General features: G+C 39.4%; 21 protein-coding genes. 6 read left to right on the forward strand and 15 right to left on the reverse strand.

Going from position 1 to position 22,802, the window contains the following annotated elements; genetic code table 11:
• Window positions 1–127: 127 nt before the first annotated feature.
• The gene (locus GD002_RS08385) at window positions 128–571 is read right to left on the reverse strand and encodes a YlbF family regulator (protein ID WP_153731911.1); all 444 of its coding nucleotides are present in this window, start codon (window positions 569–571) and stop codon (window positions 128–130) included.
• A 59-nt stretch (window positions 572–630) separates the two neighbouring features.
• Window positions 631–2,061 carry a UDP-N-acetylmuramoyl-L-alanyl-D-glutamate--2,6-diaminopimelate ligase gene (locus GD002_RS08390; protein ID WP_194841525.1) on the reverse strand — a complete coding sequence of 477 codons (1,431 nt, stop codon included), beginning with the start codon at window positions 2,059–2,061 and terminating at the stop codon, window positions 631–633.
• Between the two features lie 260 nt (window positions 2,062–2,321).
• Here GD002_RS08390 and GD002_RS08395 point away from each other — a divergent pair, with 260 nt between their 5' ends.
• Entirely contained in the window at window positions 2,322–3,053 is a 732-nt protein-coding gene (locus GD002_RS08395; protein WP_153731913.1) for an amino acid kinase family protein, read from the forward strand.
• Here the strand turns inward: GD002_RS08395 and GD002_RS08400 are convergent, their stop codons facing one another.
• Complete coding sequence (locus tag GD002_RS08400) at window positions 3,054–4,139, reverse strand: CAP domain-containing protein (protein ID WP_153731914.1); 1,086 nt, start codon at window positions 4,137–4,139, stop codon at window positions 3,054–3,056.
• Window positions 4,140–4,559: 420 nt separating this feature from the next.
• On the opposite strand from GD002_RS08400, the gene GD002_RS08405 reads away from it, so the two are divergent.
• Together GD002_RS08405 and ytvI are read left to right on the forward strand one after the other, a co-directional pair.
• Complete coding sequence (locus tag GD002_RS08405) at window positions 4,560–4,919, forward strand: YugN family protein (RefSeq protein ID WP_153731915.1); 360 nt, start codon at window positions 4,560–4,562, stop codon at window positions 4,917–4,919.
• A gap of 106 nt (window positions 4,920–5,025) precedes the next feature.
• Window positions 5,026–6,081 (forward strand): sporulation integral membrane protein YtvI, encoded by a 1,056-nt coding sequence (gene ytvI, locus GD002_RS08410; RefSeq protein ID WP_153731916.1) that lies wholly within the window; start codon window positions 5,026–5,028, stop codon window positions 6,079–6,081.
• Between the two features lie 342 nt (window positions 6,082–6,423).
• Here the strand turns inward: ytvI and GD002_RS08415 are convergent, their stop codons facing one another.
• The 7 genes from GD002_RS08415 to cyoE all read right to left on the reverse strand — a co-directional run bounded on the left by GD002_RS08415 (window position 6,424) and on the right by cyoE (window position 13,052).
• A complete protein-coding gene (locus tag GD002_RS08415) occupies window positions 6,424–6,885 on the reverse strand; it encodes a DUF420 domain-containing protein (RefSeq protein ID WP_194841526.1) in 462 nt (153 codons plus the stop codon).
• A gap of 25 nt (window positions 6,886–6,910) precedes the next feature.
• On the reverse strand, window positions 6,911–7,834 hold the full coding sequence (gene ctaG, locus GD002_RS08420) for a cytochrome c oxidase assembly factor CtaG (RefSeq protein WP_153731918.1): 924 nt from the start codon (window positions 7,832–7,834) through the stop codon (window positions 6,911–6,913).
• Window positions 7,835–8,081: 247 nt separating this feature from the next.
• On the reverse strand, window positions 8,082–8,429 hold the full coding sequence (locus GD002_RS08425; RefSeq protein WP_153731919.1) for a cytochrome C oxidase subunit IV family protein: 348 nt from the start codon (window positions 8,427–8,429) through the stop codon (window positions 8,082–8,084).
• Between the two features lies 1 nt (window position 8,430).
• Window positions 8,431–9,057 carry a cytochrome c oxidase subunit 3 gene (locus tag GD002_RS08430; protein WP_153731920.1) on the reverse strand — a complete coding sequence of 209 codons (627 nt, stop codon included), beginning with the start codon at window positions 9,055–9,057 and terminating at the stop codon, window positions 8,431–8,433.
• Window positions 9,057–10,931 (reverse strand): cytochrome c oxidase subunit I, encoded by a 1,875-nt coding sequence (gene ctaD, locus GD002_RS08435; protein ID WP_153731921.1) that lies wholly within the window; start codon window positions 10,929–10,931, stop codon window positions 9,057–9,059. The genes GD002_RS08430 and ctaD overlap by 1 nt, the downstream gene beginning before the upstream one ends.
• A gap of 33 nt (window positions 10,932–10,964) precedes the next feature.
• On the reverse strand, window positions 10,965–12,032 hold the full coding sequence (coxB, locus tag GD002_RS08440; protein ID WP_153731922.1) for a cytochrome c oxidase subunit II: 1,068 nt from the start codon (window positions 12,030–12,032) through the stop codon (window positions 10,965–10,967).
• A gap of 102 nt (window positions 12,033–12,134) precedes the next feature.
• The gene (gene cyoE / locus GD002_RS08445) at window positions 12,135–13,052 is read right to left on the reverse strand and encodes a heme o synthase (protein WP_153731923.1); all 918 of its coding nucleotides are present in this window, start codon (window positions 13,050–13,052) and stop codon (window positions 12,135–12,137) included.
• Window positions 13,053–13,465: 413 nt separating this feature from the next.
• On the opposite strand from cyoE, the gene GD002_RS08450 reads away from it, so the two are divergent.
• Window positions 13,466–14,374 (forward strand): COX15/CtaA family protein, encoded by a 909-nt coding sequence (locus GD002_RS08450; RefSeq protein ID WP_228548337.1) that lies wholly within the window; start codon window positions 13,466–13,468, stop codon window positions 14,372–14,374.
• Window positions 14,375–14,651: 277 nt separating this feature from the next.
• On the opposite strand, the gene pyc is transcribed toward GD002_RS08450, so the two are convergent.
• The 3 genes from pyc to GD002_RS08465 all read right to left on the reverse strand — a co-directional run bounded on the left by pyc (window position 14,652) and on the right by GD002_RS08465 (window position 19,628).
• Window positions 14,652–18,098: a pyruvate carboxylase gene (gene pyc / locus GD002_RS08455; RefSeq protein WP_153731925.1), complete on the reverse strand. Its 3,447-nt coding sequence runs from the start codon at window positions 18,096–18,098 to the stop codon at window positions 14,652–14,654.
• A 14-nt stretch (window positions 18,099–18,112) separates the two neighbouring features.
• On the reverse strand, window positions 18,113–19,282 hold the full coding sequence (locus tag GD002_RS08460; protein ID WP_153731926.1) for an FtsW/RodA/SpoVE family cell cycle protein: 1,170 nt from the start codon (window positions 19,280–19,282) through the stop codon (window positions 18,113–18,115).
• 64 nt (window positions 19,283–19,346) lie between these two features.
• The gene (locus GD002_RS08465) at window positions 19,347–19,628 is read right to left on the reverse strand and encodes a YlaN family protein (protein ID WP_153731927.1); all 282 of its coding nucleotides are present in this window, start codon (window positions 19,626–19,628) and stop codon (window positions 19,347–19,349) included.
• 176 nt (window positions 19,629–19,804) lie between these two features.
• Here GD002_RS08465 and GD002_RS08470 point away from each other — a divergent pair, with 176 nt between their 5' ends.
• Window positions 19,805–20,305, forward strand: coding sequence for a peptidyl-prolyl cis-trans isomerase (locus GD002_RS08470; RefSeq protein ID WP_153731928.1), 501 nt, complete (start codon window positions 19,805–19,807; stop codon window positions 20,303–20,305).
• Window positions 20,306–20,318: 13 nt separating this feature from the next.
• A complete protein-coding gene (locus GD002_RS08475; RefSeq protein ID WP_153731929.1) occupies window positions 20,319–20,522 on the forward strand; it encodes a YlaI family protein in 204 nt (67 codons plus the stop codon).
• A gap of 26 nt (window positions 20,523–20,548) precedes the next feature.
• On the opposite strand, the gene GD002_RS08480 is transcribed toward GD002_RS08475, so the two are convergent.
• Both GD002_RS08480 and typA read right to left on the reverse strand, forming a co-directional pair.
• On the reverse strand, window positions 20,549–20,884 hold the full coding sequence (locus GD002_RS08480; protein ID WP_330583380.1) for a YlaH-like family protein: 336 nt from the start codon (window positions 20,882–20,884) through the stop codon (window positions 20,549–20,551).
• 24 nt (window positions 20,885–20,908) lie between these two features.
• Complete coding sequence (typA, locus tag GD002_RS08485) at window positions 20,909–22,750, reverse strand: translational GTPase TypA (RefSeq protein WP_153731931.1); 1,842 nt, start codon at window positions 22,748–22,750, stop codon at window positions 20,909–20,911.
• Window positions 22,751–22,802: the final 52 nt, after the last annotated feature.

Here is a 22,802-nt window from a genome sequence, read left to right on the forward strand (position 1 = left end):
CCTGGCGTTTACTCTATTGTAAAAGAAAATAGACTGTAGGAAAACTCCAAATTTCCGGAGTTTGTCTACAGTCTGAACCCTACATTTCAATGTAGGGTTTTCTTTCGAAGAGAATAGATAGAACTTTTTATGCAGAGCAAGAACAACTGCCACCAGAGCTACATCCTCCGCCACAAGAGCTGTTCGTGAATACACCATCTCCAGCAGGGACTTTGACTGCTTCTGATACTGAATTCCCGATTAATACTCCGATTTCATCTAATAGTTCCTGGACATCGTTCTCGGCCAAACGTAAGGCCGCTACTTCTTCTCGTAAGTCCAAGGCTCTTTTTTGCAGACGTATTTCCTTCATGATCATTTTATAATCCGGGTGATAACGACCAAAACGTTGAACTTCTTCATATTGTTCTTTCATTTTATTAAAATCAATGATCTCTTTCCGCAGATCAGAATTAGAATACACACGGTTATATGCGTCATGATAGGTTTTCATAACCTCAGAACGCAGCAGCATATCGGCAAGTTCTTCCGCCATATCGACGACACGCATCCATTCATCTGTCATCATCATAGATTGCCGCACCTCCTATCCCTTCCATCATATCAAAAAACATCTCATTCGCCTATTCATTAAGAATCGCGATCAGCTCTATTTTTATTGATAAATGCACGTTTCACTTCCTCCATATCACAAAAAGGATATACGTTTCCACCAATCTGCTGCGTTTGTTCATGACCTTTTCCAGCAATCAATACTACATCTCCATCCTGAGCCATCCGTATCGCATACTGAATCGCATATTTTCGATTTAGCAACACATCAATAGGCGTAGAAAAACCTGCTGTTCCTGATAAAATATCTAAGATAATCTGCGATGGCTCCTCTGACCTCGGATTGTCTGAAGTTAGAATGACATGTGAACTGTAAAGAGCCGCGACTGCACCCATTTGTGGCCTTTTCTCATGATCACGGTCTCCTCCACAGCCAAAGACCGTAAATAACCTTTGAGCACCATGATCACGTAGGGCTTCTAAAACTACTTGTAAGGCATCCGGTGTATGCGCATAATCCACGTACACTTCTATGCCGTCTTTATAAAACCTTTGCAACCGACCTGAAGGTAAGTGTAATACAGACAACACTGAATGTATTTCTTCAAAAGAATAACCAAGTGACAGCAACGCGCAGATTGCCGCTCTAGCATTCATTTCATTATGTTTGCCTAGCACAGGAACATTCAGTTCATTGGCCGTATATGGTTTTCTATTAATATGCGCTGAGCTAAAATAAGTAGGTTCACTTGCCATTTCCGTACACATATCACAACAGATCGGATCATCTTCATTTACAATCATTTTTTTCGCTAGTCGAATCAGTTGCTTCTTCGCCTCAATATATTGCTGTTTTCCGCCATGTTCGGCGTAATGATCAATTCCTACATTCAAAAGAATACCAACTGATATAGGACAATGCGCTAAGCGGTTAGAGGAAAGACCTAAGGAGGACGCTTCGAGGATAACATGAGTGACTTTTTGGTCTACACAATCACGCAGGATCGGATGCAATCGTTCAGCTGGCATCGTGGTCATCGAATCTTGTACATGCTCTTTCAACACACCATTCAAATATATGCCGGTAGTTCCAATTACGGCCGTTCGACACCCTACAGCCTCCAATAATTGACCAATAAAATGACTAACCGTTGTCTTTCCATTTGTTCCTGTAACAGCGATAATCTCTAACTCTTCACCAGGAAACCCAGCCAATTTTGCACTTCCATAAGAAACAAACAAGGTGCTGTCAGGTACCCTGAGTACTGTAATTTCTTTAGGAATATATGAAAGGTCCAAATCTACACGATCTACTACAATGGTATTCGCTCCTTTTTCTAAAGCTTCCTTGATAAATTCCATTCCATCACATATCGTTCCTTTCCTCACGATAAAAACAAATCCCTCTTCAACTCTCTTTGAAGATTCGGTTATTCCTAGGACTGTTTGCCGTATAGATCCTTGAAGCAATGTACATGGCCAATCCTTCATTAATTCAGATAAAAGCAAGGTATACCGCCCCTTCCCGAACATTTTATCGACCACAGAATATAATGAATCGAAACATAATTTATTCCACATTAACTGGCTGTAAGATCTTATCTTAAAATTACTAGTATGAAAGTTCCGAATGGAGGATTAACAGCCAGAAAATGTTCGATTGGTTCAACTACCAATCATTGGAGGATAAAAAACGTCCTCTCTGATTGAAGTTTCACTGTATCCTATGAAGGGTGTAAGAAGAATGTCACGAAGAAAGTTGGGATTCTATGATTATTCAAAAATTCGGTGGGATTGCGATGCAGAATCAGCAACAGCGAGCGAAGTGTATACATCAGATTAAGGAAGCCTTGTTGAAATATCGCTCTGTGGTTGTAGTCGTATCGGCCATGGGGCGTGGGGAGGATGCGTATTCAACGGATCGGTTGCTGAATGTGACAGAGGCTTTTGAAAAATCTAGTGAAGCAAAAGACTTAGCTGCCGCTTGTGGAGAGCTGATTGCATCAGCTGTTATGTCAGCAGAGTTATCTAGTGAAGGAATAGACAACACGATCATATATGGACAAAATACGGGCATTCGGACAAATGGCGTTTTTTGTAATGCCACCATAGAAAAGATTAATACAACCCATATATTGAAAACACTACAAACACATTCTTGTTTAATCGTTCCAGGCTTTCAAGGTATGAATGAACAAGGCCAATTCATGACATTGGGAAGAGGCGGCAGTGATTTGACCGCCATTGCATTAGCCGCTGCTCTTCAAGCTCAGCATGTGGAATTCTACAAGGATGTTCCTGCCGTCATGTCCGCAGATCCTCACAAAGCATCAAGTTATGAACGCTTTGACAAACTATCATTTGATGAGTTTATTCCTCTATTAGATTGCGAACGGCCGATCATACAGAAAAAAGCCGCCATTCATGCAAAAAAAACAGCGACTCCTCTACACATACGAGGAATCGCTTCTAATGAGGAAGGTACTTGGATTCTTCCCTAGTTATTTTTCAGTGGTTTCAGTAGATTCCTTAGGTTGTGTCTGCGCAATGTAAGATTGCGTATAGTATTTATTATATACACCCACTCCTGTATGAGTAAATACTGAACCAAGAAGAACTTCCCGATGTTTCGGTGAATTTAACCAACCATGTACTGTTTCAATCGCATCAATATAGTTAAATGCCGTATTTTCACCGGCCTTTGTAGAATGTATTTCGGCTTCTTTCAAACGTTCCGCAAAGTTTTCTATTGGCTCCACATCACGTGAAGTATATTTCTGAAAAATCATTTCTTGGCTATGCTCCCATGAAAGCGTAGCCAATTTCGTGTTTTCCAATAAAATTGGCAGTTCATGTCCTTTACGTAACTGGTTCGTCAACTCCAACGTTTGTCGTTCCATTGCTCGATCCACTTCTGTCTGAACCATAGAAGAAGGTTTTGGTGCTTCCATCATTTCTCCTAAATATGTCATATCATACGGTTGATGTTTCACTAGCGTACTCGGACTAATAAAACGAACACCTTCTAGTTGATCATCTACTTGATCAATATATAACTGCACGTACAAATTTTTGTATGGAATTAATATTCGATTTTTAATATCTTCACTAGTAAGTGAAAAAGTATAAACATTATCTTTTATAGCCACATCAATTTCCGATTCAATCGGTGAAAAACGATGAATTTCTTGTACATTTTGACCAATAGTAAACGGAGAAACATCTGCTATTCGATCAGATGTGTAGATCTGATTCACTTTGCCGTTCAGAACCCCAGCCATGAAAGTAGGTTCAGTAGTATATACCCACCACTCATATTGATAACTTGAAGGTTCAATTCTAGAGGGATTGCCAAACGTTTTTTCTAATTTCTCTACTTTTTGCCCTACATAAACAGATATTCCCTCTTCAGGTCTCGGCATCCCTTCTCCCCCCATTGATTGACCTTTTTCTGGTTCCGCAATGGGATTAGCGTGCTGTACAGGTGATTCAAGTGGCTCATTTTCACTAATCTGATCATTCATAAAATAAAATATACCCATTCCCACCACTAAAATAACAAGAATCTTCCATACAACTTTCCACATGTAATCTCCCTTTCCATTCCCTTTAAACTATCTTAATTAGATACCGTTGATTTGTAGTACTCCTAAAAGTCACTCTTCATAACGGTAATCGTTTACGAACGATTTCTAATTGAATTCACTATATCAACTCTAGAAAATAAATAGTATGTAATTCGACCACTTAAAATTATATACCGTACAACATTCACTCTCTCTATTATTGTACAGAAAAGACCCACTAACGTCACCTATATAACATGCTATTTAAGTTGTTCTTCTTTCTCATTATAGAAATCATCTATTGACAATATAAGCATCTAGACCTTTGTGTATAATTTGTCCTTTCGTTGACACAATGTTGTCATTGCAAGTAAATTTGATTTGTTCTATGATATAATGGTATAAGTATTTGTCTGGACGAACATGAAGGGGGATTTACAAATGTATATTGAAAATATAGGCATTGACGGCCTTGTTACTGATCTGAAGGTAATGGAAGAAGTTATGCTAAAAAATAATCTTGTACTTGAAGGTCAATGGGATTATGAGCGTGTAACTTTCGACAAAAAGTATGTTATTCGTGAAGGTACATATTACTTACGCATTTTTGGTGAGTTAGTAGAAGGCGATATTGATGGAAGAAAAGCTACAGTACGCCTAAAACAACCTGTACTTGGTAAGTACTACTATCCTTTTGGCGTGGAATATGGCGAAGAGGAAGACTTTCCTGCCAGCCTAGTCAAAGACTGTGAATTAACTGCTAAGTCCATCTTTGATGAGCTTAAAAATTATAGTGTGTAACAATTTACAGAAAGTCGAAGAATTACAACTTCTTCGGCTTTTTCCTATTATTACTCCACTAATTTGGTTATAATAAACTCAGTACCTATGTGGAGGACGATTACTTTTGAAATTGCTCACTAAACGAAATTTATTGATTGCTTTAAGCATTGTAGTTTTATTATTAATTGTATTTTTTATTTTACCTGTCTCAATTCCCATTATTCTAGCACTGTTAACCGCTCTCTTTTTAGATCCACTTGTAAAGTGGGTAGAGAGAAAGTTTAAATGGAAAAGAAAAGTATCCGTTATCGTCAATTTTATTGTTTTTGTCGGCGTCAGTATATTCCTTCTTTTCTATACGGTGAATACGTTAATCGGCAAAATCGTCTACTTCACTAAAGAAATCCCTAATTATTTGAATTCCCTATCTAGTGTCTGGATCAATGCACAGAGTAAAATTTTTCAATATACTGTAGGCATGCCTGATGATATTATTAGCATGCTGGAGAATGAATTCAATGAAATTATAGAATCCTTTCGAGTATCTTTAATCACACTACTTAGTTATGATAAAATCTTGGGATTGATTTCTGAAATACCCGATTTCTTAGTTAGCTTTATCGTGTTTATGATTGCGTTATTCTTATTCATGTTAGAACTTCCTATTTTAAAGAAGACATTTTATCGTCATTTAACTGAGACAACGGCACAAAAAGTACATTATATGATGAACAGATTAAACAGCGTTATTTTAGGTTTTGTCAAAGCTCAGCTCTTAGTTAGCTTAATCATCCTGGTGGTTTCATTTATTGGACTGTTGCTGATCATCCCTAAATATGCGGTTATAATGTCTCTCGTTATTTGGATAATTGATGTCATCCCAATATTAGGTTCCATCATTATTCTGGCACCTTGGTCAATTTATCAGTATATATCAGGGGACATTGCCATGGGAACGAAGCTTGCAATTTTAGCGTTCATCCTGCTAATCATCAGACGTACTGTTGAACCGAAAGTGATGGGAACTCAAATTGGATTATCTCCTTTACCTACCTTGATCGCCATGTTTATTGGATTAAAATTGTTTGGAGTGCTAGGTTTCTTCATTGGTCCCATGCTGGTCATCTTATTTAATACTGCGAGAGAAGCAGGTATCATTAAACTAAACTTTAAAATATAAAGCAAAAAGGGGCTGTCCTGAAAGTGGAATAACTTTCAGTGGCAGTTTTTTATTTGCGTAGAAAAGTTAGGCAACGCGCTAAAGTTGCATCGCACCGATCGGTTTCTATGAGCGGTTGAGCGGGGGTTATGATCGCGTATGCAGTTTCTATGAGCGGTTGGGTGAGATTTCCAACCGAGCATTACTTACCACACAACTAGCCAAACCAGTCGTTCACCTCATCTTTAACTTTCTTAAAAAACAGACTAGGATGAACAGAAATTTTCCTATCCATACAAAAATAAGAGCCGCCCGAAAAGTCAGGTGAAAACGACTTTTTGGACAGGCTCTTATTAAGTTACATTAAAACCCTAAGATCGCTTTGAATACAGAAGTTGTTTCGCCACCCTTATAAAAAACATAAAGCAACAAATAGACAGCTACTCCTGTTATGGCAGTAAAGAACCAGATAACACTAGTCACAGGGCCCATTTTACGATGACGTGACAAGTTGTTTTTAAAACCAGCGATGATGGTAATCACACCAAGCACAGCACCTGTTGTAGCCAGTATGATATGGAAGATCAGAAACACAGTGTAGTAAAGTTTCAAATCCGAGGGTCCCCCGAAGGCAGTGTTCCCAATAAAAATTGTTCTTGAAATGTAGATAATAAAAAACAATACTGCAGATATTGCAGCTGCCACCATTGTTTTCTGGTGGGCTAGCTTTTTCTTCTGAAGAATCAAATACCAACCAATCGCAACCAGTATAGCAGATAGAACTATAAAAAATGTACTGATCGTTGGTAATATCGGAAGTTCCATCATTTTTAACCCCTTTTTCTCTTACTCAACCATGCATCGTTAATTTCTGCCGTTTCAGTAAGTCTTGACGTGTAATTTCATCTGCATTCTCTTGTTCATACTTGGCCCACCCTAAGAAAATACGCCCAATTACTACAACGTAAATAAGCTCTTGAATGACTTTCATCAAAATACCACCCAATTGCTGATCATAGAGCGTAGGCATATCTGTGAAAAGCTCTGGACCTGAAATTCCAAGATTTGAAAAGCCAGCTAGTGTACTACTCGGTACACACAATGCCATTGCTTTTAGCCACGCTTCTCCACTGCTATATGTCTCATAAACAGGAACGTCTACGAAAATGATTAAGGAACAAGCGGGTGTGATCAAGAGTGCACTTAAAATCACATAACCTATTTTCTTCAAACCATGAAGCTGTGGCTGTCCTTTTACGGTGTTGACAACGGGCCACCAAAGAAAAATTGCTGAAATAAAAAGTGTTACAGTAAATACCGTATGCAAAGGCAAACTTAACTTCACTTGATCCAATACAAGTGGATAATGATACATTGAAAACATGAGTGTAAACAGCAATAAGCTAATTACAGGTTTCGTAAATAACATAAATACTTTATTAATCATTTGCACGGATAAGACTTTTTCCCAAATCCAATTTGGGATACCAATAATAAAGAATGGTGCAACAATTAATAGGAGTATCGCCATTTGAGCCATATGAACGGAAAACAAAATATGCCCCACTAAATCCATTGGCGAACCTTTAACTATATACAATAGAACCATCGAAGCTATGAAGTAGGTGATCTGCCGCTTTGTGACTGGCTCAGCCCCTTCAAAACGGTCTCTCCATTTAACGGTAATGAGATAATATAGAACCATGCCAATTACAAGAGCTAATAAGAAATAAGGGCTCCACAAAGCCCGAAAACCAAAAATACTTAAAGGCAAAACAGTCACTCTCCTTTTATGATGAACTTGCCAAAAGTGTGTTTCTATCGAAAAAACATGCTGATCAATCTATGGAGGAATCTTCAGAAACACAACGACATGACACAGCAATGATCGACGAGAAGCCACTCTATCCTCATTATACGAGCAACCAAACCATAACTCAATGTACGAACTTTGACAATTTAACTTTTAAACAAAGTTAGAAAGAGCCTACGGACTATGTCCGTAGGCTCTTTCACTACTATTACCACCAAACGATCGTTACAAACGTCAAAGGAATCAAGAATCCTAATAACGCACCTGTAAACATAAACATTTGTGGAATGCCATGTCCTTTTTCACTCATATGCATGAAGTAATAAAGTTGTAAACCAACTTGAACAGCTGCAAAGAGGAATAATGTTGGAATGACAAAGAACTTTGAGAAACCAGCAACGTCAGATAGATAAGCGACTACAATTGAAAATGACACAAGCGTTAAGAAAATCATAAGAGAAAACATGGTAACTTGATTTCGCATGCCTTCCTTAGCTCGACGCTGTTGTAACGCCTGTTCAGCTGGAGACCTTTTAATAACTTGAATATCCGCCATCTTAACCGATCACTCCCATCAAGTAGACTACAGTGAAGATGAATACCCAAACCACGTCAATGAAGTGCCAGTATAGTGAAAATGTATAATACTTAGTTGCATTATACAAATTCAGTCCACGTTTAGAGTTACGGAAGATTAATAACGTTACCCAAACTAAACCAATTGCCACGTGAAAGCCGTGTGTACCTACTAGCGTAAAGAAAGAGGAACTGAACGCACTATTACTGAACGTAAATCCTTCCTTAACATAGTGAGAGAACTCATAGACTTCTAACATTAAGAACCCAAGTCCTAAAAATGCAGTAAGGGCTAACCATAATTGCATCTTTTTAAAATTGTAACTCTTCAGATGATACATGGCATAAACACTTGTCAATGAAGATGTCAAAAGCAGCATGGTCATGACAAATACTAAAGGTAAAGTATATAGCTCTTGCGTTGTAAAACCAAAGCCACTAGGACCTTTATTTTTCAATGCCATATATGTCGCAAACAATGTAGCGAAAAGAATAGTCTCTCCACCTAGGAAAAGCCAAAAACCAACGAATTTGTTTTTTGCTTCTAAAGTAGCCTTTTCTGGATGAGCAGGCCATGTTTCAGGGGTGAATTTCTTGTTCAAATCCATTAGTTACGCCCCCCTTTATTCTTTAGATCTTCTAAAATTTGCTCTTTTGTTACGTAGAAGCCAAGGTCATCTTTCAGTGAACGTGTTGCCATCATCACGAAAGTAAACGCTAAGCCAAATACTAATACAGGAAGTCCCCACGACGTCTCTTGATGGAACATTGCACCAAATCCTGCAATGAAAAGACCTAAAGACATTAACATCGGAATAATTGAACCGTGAGGCATATGAATATCCTGAATAGGCTCAGCCGGTGTAATGAGTTCTTTACTACCTTCCATCTTTTCAATCCATAGTGTATCCAAACCACGTACTAATGGAGTTTGAGCAAAGTTATAGAATACTGGAGGTGATTCAATCGCCCACTCCAGTGTACGTCCATCTCCCCATGGGTCATTACCAACACGCTCATTCTTAACAGTTGTCATCACAATATTGATAACCATTACGATAAATCCAACTGCCATTAAAAGTGCACCGATGGTACTGATCATGTTAGGCATATTCCAGCCTTGCCCATCCATGTATGTCCATACACGGCGTGGCATTCCCCAGAAGCCTAACCAGTGTTGGATTAGGAATGTTAAGTGGAAACCGATAAAGAAGAAAACAAACGTAATCTTTCCTAGGCCTTCATGTAACATCGTACCAAACATTTTTGGCCACCAGTAATGAAGCGCTGCAAATATTGCTAATACTACCCCACCAATGATTACATAGTGGAAGTGAGCAACGATAAAGTACGTATCGTGCAATTGATAGTCAAGAGGTGCAGCTCCTTGCATAACTCCAGTTACCCCCCCCATTACAAATGAAGGAATAAAACCTAGAGCATACAACATAGGAGTTGTTACTTTAATGCTACCGCCCCAGATTGTCAGGAGCCAGTTAAAGATTTTAACACCTGTTGGTACAGCAATTGCCATTGTCGCTACTGCGAAGATCGCGTTAGCTGTAGGCCCGAGTCCAACTGTGAACATGTGGTGAGCCCATACCATGAAACCTAAGAATCCGATTAATACTGTAGCGAATACCATCGCGGTATAACCGAAGAGACGCTTCCGCGAGAATACGGAGAAAATCTCAGAGAAAATACCGAATGCCGGTAAAATCAAGATATATACCTCAGGGTGACCAAAAATCCAGAAAATATGCTCCCAAATAATTGTGTTACCACCCATCGTATGATCAAAGAAGTTACCGTTAAACATACGATCAAACGTCAAGAAGAACAAACCAATTGTTAATGGTGGGAATGCGAACAGGATCATCGCTGACGCAACAAATGTAGTCCATGTAAATAATGGCATACGCATATACGTCATCCCTGGTGCACGCATGTTAATGATCGTAACTAGGAAGTTAATCCCTGCCATTAACGTACCGCCACCTGCAATCTGTAAACCAATTGCGTAGAAATCAATACCATGACCTGGTGAGTGAAGTGATAACGATGCATAAGATGTCCATCCTGCATCTGGAACCTCTCCGAAAAGCCATGAAATGTTTAGGAATAGTCCCCCAAAAACGAACATCCAAAAACCTAATGAGTTGATAAATGGAAATGCTACGTCACGTGCTCCAATTTGAAGTGGTACGATGGCGTTCATAAATCCAAATAAAATCGGCATGGCTGCCAAGAAAATCATGGTTGTTCCGTGCATAGTAATTAAGTCATTAAAAAGCCCCGCGCTTACGAGATCATTGTTTGGCGTCATCAATTGAAGACGAATGATCATCGCTTCAATTCCACCAAGGACGAAGAAGAATAGTCCCCCAAGGAGATAAAGAATTCCGATCTTCTTATGGTCGACTGTCGTCAGCCAATCCCAGAGCGTTGCGCCAAAGCCTTTTTTTTGTGCAACTGAACTCACTTTGTTACCTCCTATTCAATTTCCGTTTGAAAATTATTTTGCGACTTTCAAGCCTAGTAGATATTCTGATAAAGCATCTAAGTCCTCGTCAGAAATCTGGTCTTCACTAAATGAAGGCATTATATTGCCTGGTTTATGTTTCTGTGTATCACGAATCCAAGCTTTCAGATTCTCTTCATCATGCTCAAGGAAACCTGCAACACGGTTGCGGTCACCGAAAGCAGCTAAGTTCGGCCCCTGCGCTCCAGATTCACCTACACCTGAAACTGCGTGACACCCAATACAACTTTGATTAAATACTTCTTCACCGTCAGCATTTGCTACAACTGGATTTTCAGCTGTGTCTTGCATAGCAGCAACCCAGTCATCGAACTGGTCTCTTGGTAAAGTTTTCACTTTGAAGTCCATCAAAGCATGTGAAGGTCCACAAAGTTCCGCACATTTCCCGTAGAAGACGCCATCCTTCAAACCTTCAGATTCTTTTTCAAAACTTAAATAGAATTTATTCACGTTTTCAACGTTGGTATCTATTTTACCGCCAACTGCCGGTATCCAGAAGGAGTGTTTCACATCTGCAGCAATCAAGTTGAAATAAACTTTTTCATCTGTAGGTACTACCAATTCCTGAGCTGTAACAATACCTAAGTCAGGATACTCGAATTCCCACCAATACAATTTTGCTGTTACATCAACTACAAGATTTTCAGCGTTTCCATCTTCATCAACCGCACCCATTGCTTTCACATCACCAAGTTTATAAGTGTAGTAAACCGTAGGAACAGCTAGGATTAGAATCAAAACGATTGGAATAAATGTCCAAACCAATTCCAGCGTATGACTTCCTTCTACATCCTTAGGCATATGATCTTCACCCAATTTGGAACGTCTGAAGCGAACTAGTGCAACTAAGTAAATTATTACCACTACGATGATGACTAGTAACATGATTCCTGAAGCTAACAGCAGCAAGTTAAACTGATCTTTAGCGACTTGCCCAGCTGGTTGGAAAGTTGAAAGTTGCTCTTGTCCACAACCTGCTAAGAACACTGCGAAAACCGCTAATAAAGAAAAGAGACGCCACTTTTTGAGTCCTTTAATCATCGCTAACTAATACCTCTCTTTCTAAAAAAATGTTTTTCTACTATGGAGGACTAGAAGCCTCTCTATGATGAATTCCTGTTTTAAAGAAAGAATTCCGAAACTTTAGATGAATATAGAGAAAATAATCATGGCGACAAACAAAATTGTCATGTAATTCAAAGAATACACAAACATCGAAGTTGCCCATTTCAAATCTTCTTTAGCTTTAAATCCTTTACTAGCTAGATAAAGCCACCCGACATTCAACAAGGTTGCAAACACAATAAATCCCGTGCCAAGTTCTTGAAGCAAGAAAGGAAGTGGAAATAATAGTAATACCCACATAAGCATTGACTTTTTAGTCCGCTCAAATCCTTTAACTACAGGTAGCATCGGAATATTTGCTGCACGATATTCCTCTGTTCTGCGCATTGCCAACGCATAGAAATGAGGAGGCTGCCAGATAAACATAATTAAAAACAATGCCCACGCTCCCATCGGCAGTGTAGGATCAACCGCTGCCCATCCGATAAGGGGTGGAATTGCACCTGAGAGACTTCCCACTACAGTATTACTGACGTGCTGGCGTTTTGACCACATGGAGTAGAGAACAACGTAAGCCAATACACCAATGATTCCAAGCCATCCAGCCATTGCGGAAGCAGAGAACAATAAAATTTCTCCAGCAACCAAAAAAGTAATTGCCAATGTCAACACGGCAGGCACTTTAAATCTTCCTGTTACTGTCGGTCTCGACTTCGTTCTCGACATGATGGGGTCAATATCTCGGTCAATCAAATTATTCAATGCGCCAGAAGCCGCGATGATCAACCCTGTACCCAAAATTGCAAATACCAATACATCGAAGTTATGGAGAAAACTTTTCCCAGTGAATTGAAATGCCAAAAAAAGACCGGTGAACGTAGTAATCAAATTCGAATTGACGATACCTATTTTGATAAGCGCCAAAAAGTCTTTCCATAATGTAGTCGTCTCCACTTTGGGATTTGCAACTGTCGAAAGCGTTCGACCGTTTGACATAATAACCCTCCTTTCAAAGTTTTCAGCAAAGACCCTAACACTTACTATATCGAAATTCGTCAGTAATTTCTAGACTAATTCACAATTTATAGCTGTTTAGTGCAACCTAAGCGTCTTTGTCCTTCATCTACTATATAGTAAAGCATTTCTACCTAGCATTTGTGAAGTTAAAGAGGCTTTTTTATGAACAATTTGTGAAAAGCTTTTCACCTTACCGCTTTCTTCCCCCATAGCATTGTGTTTCCGTGTTTTTTTAGATATCATTACATTTGAAACGAATGCTGAAGACATGTTGAATGTATCAACTTAAGCCAATTAATATGCTTATATGATATATTTCGCGGTTTATGGCAAAATACAATATCGATCGACCTCTACTAGACGGTCAGTTCATAAAAGAAGGTGTCTCAAACTTGCAATACAATAGATTTTTAAAATGGTTTGGAGTTGCTTCCACTATTGGAATGCTCGCCATCTTGCTCGGAGGAGCACTCGTTACGAAAACAGATAGCGGAATGGGTTGCGGCAGACATTGGCCTGGTTGCAATGGTCAGCTGATTCCAGACGAAATTACAGCGGAGGTTCTCATAGAATTCTCTCATCGACTCGTAACAGGTGGCGTCGGGATCTTCATCGTAATATTAGCTGTGTGGTCATGGAAAGCACTTGGTCATATACGTGAAACAAAATTTTTAGCTTCCATGGCTGTGTTTTTTTTAGTACTCCAAGCACTCATTGGAGCAGCACAAGTACTATGGGGACAAGGTGATTTCATTCTTGCCTTGCATTTTGGTATCTCTCTTATTTCCTTTGCAGCTGTATTTTTGTTAACACTGCTGATTTTTGAGGTAGATCAAAAATTTGATGCAGATAAAGTAAGGATAGGTGCATCCTTACGTTTTCATACAATAGCCGTTACCGTTTATTCCTATTTCGTTATTTATACTGGGGCTCTCGTTAGACATACCAACTCTAGTCTTGTTTGTTCGGATTGGCCACTCTGTCGAAATAACGAATTCAGCTTACCAAGTACTATGTATGAATGGGTTCAAATGGGACATCGGTTAGCCGCAGCCTTCATACTGATATGGGTTGGCTTTATCGCGATTAAGGCTATTAAACAGTATCGTGATCAGCGAGTCATTTATTGGGGCTGGATTACCGCCTTTTTATTAGTACTTGCTCAAGCTACAACAGGTATGATTGTAGTGTTAACAAGACTAAACCTTTATGTTGCTCTGTTGCATTCACTTTTCATCACGTTGTTATTCGGATTATTGACGTACTTAGTACTTCTCGTATCTCGAAGCGGTCCAAAGTAATTCATTCATAACGTACAAATGTTGAGTTCATCAACATTTGTGCGTTTTTTGGTTTCTCATCAAAATATGTGCTTGAAAACATATTTAGTGGATCGACCTTCTTCCGCTTCAATCCTACTAAAAAAGTTTAAGAACGTGGTTGTATACTCTCATTAAGTATATAACAGGATTTCTGCCTTTCAAAATATACAGAGAAGAACTGTTTTCGATTTAGAGTTTTTTTCAGCTATTCACACAAAAACTTCCTACAGCCACACTGGACTGCAGGAAGTTTTTATTAATGCTCTATTTCAATGAGTAGATCTCCAGTAGAGATAGAATCCCCTGGACCAACATAAAGCGCTTTCACGATGCCATCAAATGGAGCTTGAATTGTCGTTTCCATTTTCATCGCTTCTGTGATTAGCAAATGTTCTCCGCGTTTCACTTTTGCACCCAATGATACGGCTACTTGCAATACCGTTCCAGGCATTGTTGCTGCAATATGGGATTCGTTTGTCGGATCTGCTTTTTGTTTTTTCACGTCTTTTGTCTCAATTTGGAAATCTTGAATCACAACTTCACGCGGCTGACCATTCAACTCGAAGTAAAGGACACGAGTTCCGTTCGGTTGCGGCTCACCAATTGATACGAGTTTAACAATTAACGTCTTACCTACTTCAATCTCAATTTCAACCTCTTCACCTAGACGGAGACCATATAAAAATTGAGGGGTGCTAATTACGGAAACATCACCAAATTGCTTTTTCGTTTCCACATATTCTTCAAATACTTTCGGATAAAGAACATAGGCTAACGCATCATGCATCGTAGCCGGTTTCTCCATTTTTTCTGTCAGCTTTTTCAGTACGTCATCAAAATCAACAGGCTCTAAAAGCTCTCCTGGACGAACTGTAATTGCTTCACGACCCTTTAAGATCACTTCTTGCAATTCTTTCGGGAATCCACCATATGGTTGGCCAATTGATCCTTCAAAGAACTCGATTACCGATTCTGGAAAATCAATTGATTGGCCTCTAGATATGACTGACTGTTCATTCAGATCGTTTTGAACCATGAAGAGTGCCATATCCCCTACAACTTTTGACGATGGAGTTACTTTGACGATATCTCCAAACAAGAAGTTTACACGAGAATACATCTTCTTTACTTCTTCCCATCGTTCACCAAGCCCTACTGCTTTCGCTTGCTGTTGTAAATTAGAATACTGTCCACCCGGCATTTCGTGAACATAGATCTCTGAATGTGGGCTGTTCATACCGCTCTCAAATGGCTTGTAATACTTTCTAACGTCTTCCCAATAATGTGATAGTTTTTCTAACGATTCTGTCTCTGCGCGGACTTTCCGCTTGTTGTTTTGCATTGCATAAGCAAGCGAGTTAGCAGAAGGTTGTGATGTCATGCCCGCCATTGAACCGATTGCCGTATCAACAATATCCACACCTGCTTCAATTGCTCTCGCATACATGAAGATTCCATTACCACTCGTGTCATGCGTATGCAAATGAATTGGTAGTTCAGTGGAGTCTTTTAATTCTGAAATTAAACGATATGCCGCTTCCGGTTTTAACAACCCTGCCATGTCTTTGATTGCCAACATGTGAGCACCGACCGCTTCCAACTCTTTCGCCATCTCTTTGTAATAATTGACGGTATATTTGGCACGATTATCATCCAATATATCACCTGTATAACAAATCGTGGCTTCTGCAATTTTACCTGAAGCACGAGTTTGATCGATTGCTACTTCCATTCCTTTGATCCAGTTCAAGCTATCAAAGATTCTGAATACATCAATACCTGAGGAAGCTGCTTCTTTGATAAATTCACGAATGACATTATCAGGATAGTTCGTATAACCAACTGCATTTGCACCTCTGAAGAGCATTTGGAACAACACATTCGGAATTTGTCCACGCAGTTTTTCGAGTCGATCCCATGGACTCTCCTTTAAGAATCGATAAGCGACATCAAATGTGGCTCCTCCCCACATTTCAAATGAAAATAAATCTGGAAGGAGATGTGCACTTTCTGTAGCAATCTGAGTCAGTTCGGAAGTTCTCATGCGTGTAGCTAATAATGACTGATGTGCATCCCGGAAAGTCGTGTCCGTCAATAATACATCATCTTGCTTGCGAATCCAATCGACTAACCCGTCAGGACCTTGCTCGTCCAAGATTTGTTTAGTTCCTTTTGGTAGCGGAGCCTGTCGATCGATCTCTGGAATACGCACAGGGTGTAGAACTGGCCGTGTCGGATCGTCAATACCAGGAAATCCATTAATTGTAACGTTTCCTAAATAAGATAAAATTTTTGTACCTCTGTCCTGTCTTTTAGCGAACTCGAATAATTCAGGAGTTTCATCTATAAAACTCGTATTATACTGACCAGTTAAGAAGTCTTCATGACAAACTACATTCTCTAAGAATGGAATATTCGTTTTAATCCCTCTGATTCTGAATTCCTTCAAATTTCTGAGCATTTTACCTGCAGCATTGCTAAAGGTTGGACCCCATGTAGATACTTTAACTAGTAAAGAATCATAGTATGGACTGATGATGGATCCTTGGAACGCATTTCCTGTATCTAAACGGACCCCGAAACCTCCACCTGAACGATAAACCGACAACTTACCGGTGTCTGGCATAAAATCATTTAATGGATCTTCAGTTGTCACACGAGACTGAATAGCATAACCGAACAACGGAATATCTTTCTGTTCCGGTATATTTACTTTATCGGACTGAAGCTCTTCACCGGCTGCAATATGAATTTGCGACTGAACAATATCAATTCCTGTAATCATTTCAGTAATCGTATGCTCTACTTGGATACGTGGATTCACTTCGATGAAATAAAATTCGTTATCCGCAACTAAAAACTCAACGGTTCCTGCATTTATATATTCCACATTCTTCGCTAATTTGACAGCAGCTTCACAAATAGCTTCTCTTAGCTCTTCCGTTAAAGAGATAGAAGGCGCAATCTCAACTACTTTCTGATGACGTCGCTGGATCGAACAATCACGCTCATACAAATGGACAGTATTGCCATATGTATCACCAAGTATTTGCACTTCAATATGTTTTGGCTGATTAATATACTTTTCTACATACACTTCATCAGAACCAAATGCAGATTTCGCTTCTGATCTTGCACGATTAAACGCTTCTTGTACTTCATCTGCAGATTCTACGATACGCATTCCGCGTCCGCCTCCACCCAACGAAGCCTTAATGATAATCGGATATTTATGTTGCGCTCCAAATTCCGCCACTTCTTCCACCGATGTTACAGGACCATCGCTTCCTGGTATGACAGGAATTTCTGCTGCAATCGCTTGTTCTCTAGCCTTTACTTTATCTCCGAACATTTCCAAATGCTTAGCTGTTGGCCCGATAAAAATAATGCCTTCTTCTTCTAAACGTGCTGCAAATTCAGCATTTTCAGCTAAAAATCCATATCCAGGATGTATTGCATCCACGTTTGCTTGCTTGGCAATTGCAATGATTCCTTCGATATCCAAGTATGCATCGATAGGTTTCTTACCTTCACCGACTAAAAAAGATTGATCAGATTTATATCTATGCAGAGATCCCCGATCTTCTGCTGAATAAATACCTACTGTAGCAATTCCTAATTCTGTACATGCTCGAAACACACGGATGGCAATTTCACCGCGGTTTGCGACCAAAACTTTCTTGATTTCTCTTTTCTCCACCAACAACACAATCCTCTCTACTTCGTTTTTTCATACTTCACAAACATTGATACATTCATAAGTACACCCAACGCAATTGATAAGAAGACAACAGACGTACCACCATAACTAATAAACGGCAACGTAACACCTGTTAACGGGATTAAACCTGTTAATCCCCCTAAGTTTACTAATGTCTGAATCGCAATCAAACTACCGACGCCAGCCGCTAACATTCGGGCATGTGCATCTTTAGTGCGCAAGGCGACAATAAACGCTCTCATGACGATAAAGAATAGACCTCCTAGAACGATAGTTGTTCCCAACAAACCAGTTTCTTCGGAGATAACGGCCATAATGACGTCTGTGTGAGGTTCCGGTAAATATCCTAGTTTCTGTATAGAGTTTCCAAGCCCCACCCCTTTCAATCCACCGGCTCCAATAGCGATATAGCCGTTGACTATTTGTAATCCTGATCCTTGCATATATTCAAAAGGATCTGTGAATGCGAGAAAACGTCCGACGCGAGATTGTGTCATGACGTCTTCCCACTTTATCCATAAAAGGAGGCTCAACGCAACCCCTAATACAGCAAAAAAACCACTAATTTTCAAATAATTTTTCAAATTCATGCCACTAGCACCAATTACCGATACTGCAACTAGGAATAATATCATAGTCGCACCGATATCCGGTTCCAATATAACTAAGAAAAGGGATACAACCAAAATAGAAAACGTCGGAAAAATCGTTGTCTTAATTTCATTTAGCGTACCAGCATAATACTTATTCGCAAACACACCAGAGAAATAAATAATAAACGCAATTTTAGCGACTTCAGTTGGTTGGAGATTTCCTAATTTAAAGGGAAGTGTGATCCAACTTTTCGCCCCAACATTTTCACCAAATCCGATAAATTTCACTAAAATTAATAATAAAAACATAACTCCAACTGTTACATATAAGAAATTTTTATTGCGATAATGCCTATAAGGAATAATAGATGCTGCAAAAAAAGCAGGAATAGCGATAGCCAGATTCATCATTTGTTTCCGATAGAACCGTGTAGGCTCATCATTATAAATATTTACTGACCATACCATACTGGCACTATAAATCATAATTAAGCCAAACAAACATAGCATCAAGTAGACTGCAAATAAGGGATAATCAAAGTTCCGTAGAATTCGGTTCATATAAGTCTTCATTTACTAGTAACCTCATCGTCCTAAATAAAAAACTCAAACCGTTTGAGTAGTTTGAGTCTTTCATTTATTTTTTTGTATAAAGTTCATGCAGAATATTTAACTCTTTTTCCAACATCGAGAGAATTTCACGGCCTTTTTCCTGCTCCACAAGACCGAGTTTCACAGCAAAATCGATTTCACGAGATAAACCGTACATTTGTGTGTCAAGCACTTCCTCATATAGCGGACATTGTGGCATAGTTAAATTATCCATTTGAACTTTTATCAACTTAGCAATCTTCTCTGCATCTACGTGCAGCTGCTTCATTGCTTTTTCTTTGTAAGTATCTTGAACTTCTATATCCATGGAGACGCCCCCATTATTCATTATTCCCGCAAGGTGTTAATGACTAAATTGTATCTTTTGCAATTAAAAATTGCAAGTATTACCCGATAAAAATCGCTAACTCAATTGAAATCCTTTTCACTTCTCTAATGAAAAGGTATACTTAAATTAGTTGATATGAATGAGGGGGAAGAATTTTGGAATCGATTATACCCATTACAGGAAATGTGAAACATGCGATCACATTAGATCCAACTGTTTGGATTTTTGACGATCGTCGTATAGATTTGGAAGTTTTCTTTACAGAGGAATTTGTCGAAAGAGATGAAATGGAAGAATACAAAGAAAAAATGGGCAAGCATTGGTCAAGAGAAATTATGGAAGGCGCCACATATCCACCTACATTAAAAAGTGAAAAAAGATATGAAAAAGATAAAATGTTGACAGGCACTTTCGGCATTATCTTGCAGCCTTTCATAAAAAATGCGACACCAAAAGCTGATGCAACTACATTTTCACTCATAACAAAAGACGAGGAAAAATACACATATCCACTTGCAGATGCAGAAAACATTCTCTTTAAATTCAGTGAAAATGGCAAACCGTTAAAGGTAGATGGGCCTGTACACGCACTGTTTAAAGACGGCTCGAACCAGGATTCTCCGATCCGTCATGTTCGTGCGATCGAAGTGGACTGAAGGAGATGAACGCATGCGCGTCAAATGCGTCCTATGCGACCAGATTGGTAAATTAGAAGACGATACACCACTTGCTAAAAAGCTGCGCAATCGGCCTATTCATACCTATATGTGCCCAATATGTGAACAGCGCATTAGTGAGATGACAGAAGCGAGGAAAGCAACAGGTAATTTTATTTTCTATCGAAGTTCCCATCTTACTGAAAAAGATTTTTAGATAAGGATGCAAAAAAGACTCCATTGTCATTGGACAACAGAGTCTTTTTTATGTTCATTCAATCGTCGAACACGGTAAATTATGAGAATGGCAGCAGCGACGATCAATCCTTCCACAATAGGGAGGAAGAAGGCTAAAAACGTCAAGACTAAGCATCCGATAAATAAAAATACATAGATCACGACATTCTGCCAAAAATTGATCTTTTTCGCAAATCCAAGCTTATACACAATAGCAGACATGATGAAAATGAGGGCCAACAGAATATAGCCGGCTGCGTCGAAATTTGGCGCTACTTCGTAGATGAAGCGCGAGATTCCTGACATCCGATTGTAGACCATCTCTGAATCCTCTACTCTCATTCCATACATTCCCTTCTACCTATATTATTCGCCAAGTTTTTTTCTTTTGTTCGCACGGTCACGTTCACTTTTGTCTAGAATTTTCTTTCGTAAACGGATCGTTTGTGGCGTCACTTCACAATACTCGTCATCTCCAATATACTGGAGTGCTTCTTCCAGGGACATGATACGTGGTTTTTTCGTTGTGACAGTTTGGTCTTTTGTAGCGGAACGAACATTCGTCGCATGTTTCACTTTCGTCAAGTTGATCGTCAAATCACTGTCACGATTGCTTTCGCCCACTACCATACCTGCATAGATTTCAGCACCTGTTTCTACGAACATTGTACCACGATCTTCTAGTTGCATCACACCATAGCCTGTAACCGTTCCATTTTCCATTGAAACAAGCACGCCATGTCTTCTGCCACCAATTTTGCCTGAAGTAACTGGCTTATAGCAATCGAATGTATGGTTTAAAATTCCGTAACCGCGTGTTAATGTAAGGAATTCTGTTGTATACCCGATCAATCCACGGGCAGGCACTAGGAAAATCAGACGAACTTGTCCATTTCCGTTGTTGATCATATCGATCATTTCACCTTTTCGTTCACCAATCGACTCGATGATGGAACCTGTATGTTCTTCTGGCACGTCAATTTGAACACGTTCAAACGGCTCAGAACGAACTCCATCAATTTCACGAATGATAACTTGTGGCTTAGATACTTGCAGTTCGTAACCTTCACGGCGCATATTTTCGATAAGGATAGACAAATGAAGCTCGCCACGTCCTGAAACGATCCATTCGTCTGGTGAATCCGTTTGATCAACACGTAAAGAAACGTCTGTCTCCAGTTGCTGATCCAAACGTTCTTGAATCTTACGAGCTGTAACCCATTTACCTTCTCGTCCTGCAAACGGACTGTTGTTGACCAAGAATCTCATTTGAAGTGTAGGCTCATCAACATGAAGTTCCGGAAGAGCTTCTTGATGATCAGTCGGACATACCGTCTCACCGACGTCAATATTACCCATCCCAGAAACAGCTACGAGGTCGCCCGCATACGCTTCTTCTACTTCAACTCGCTTGAGACCTAAGAATCCATATAATTTTGTTACGCGGAGATTCTTCACAGATCCATCACGTTTCAAAACGGAAACCTGTTCACCGACTTTCATAGTACCTCGGAAAATACGTCCGATCCCGATTCGCCCAACATAGTCATTGTAATCTAAAAGTGATACTTGGAATTGCAAAGGCTCATCGCGATTATCGATAGGTGCCGGGATATTCTCTAAAATGGAATCATAAAGAACACGCAACGTATCTTCTTGCGTCGCTGGATCTGGAGAAAGACTCGCTGTACCGTTAAATCCTGAAGCATAAACAACAGGGAATTCCAATTGTTCATCATTGGCATCCAACTCAATAAATAATTCCAACACTTCATCTACCACTTCTTCAGGTCTTGCAAAGTCACGGTCAATTTTGTTTACTACGACGATTGGCTTAAGGTTTGTTTCTAATGCTTTCTTCAAAACAAAACGTGTTTGTGGCATACAACCTTCAAATGAGTCGACAACTAAGATGACGCCATCCACCATCCGCAAAATTCTTTCTACTTCCCCACCAAAGTCCGCGTGCCCAGGTGTGTCTAAAATATTAATTTTTGTGTTTTTATATTCAATAGCTGTGTTTTTAGCTAATATCGTAATTCCGCGTTCACGTTCTAATTCATTTGAGTCCATTGCCCGTTCTTCCACATGCTCGTTTGACCGGAAAATTCCTGATTGTTTAAGCAACTGATCTACCAATGTAGTTTTTCCGTGGTCTACGTGGGCAATGATTGCTATATTTCTAAGATCTGCTCGTTCGTTTGTCATTTTTTCACTCCGTTTATCTTTTTTCAGATGTTCAACTGTGTTATTATAGCAC

Source organism: Sporosarcina obsidiansis (assembly GCF_009651005.1).
GTDB lineage: Bacteria > Bacillota > Bacilli > Bacillales_A > Planococcaceae > Sporosarcina > Sporosarcina obsidiansis.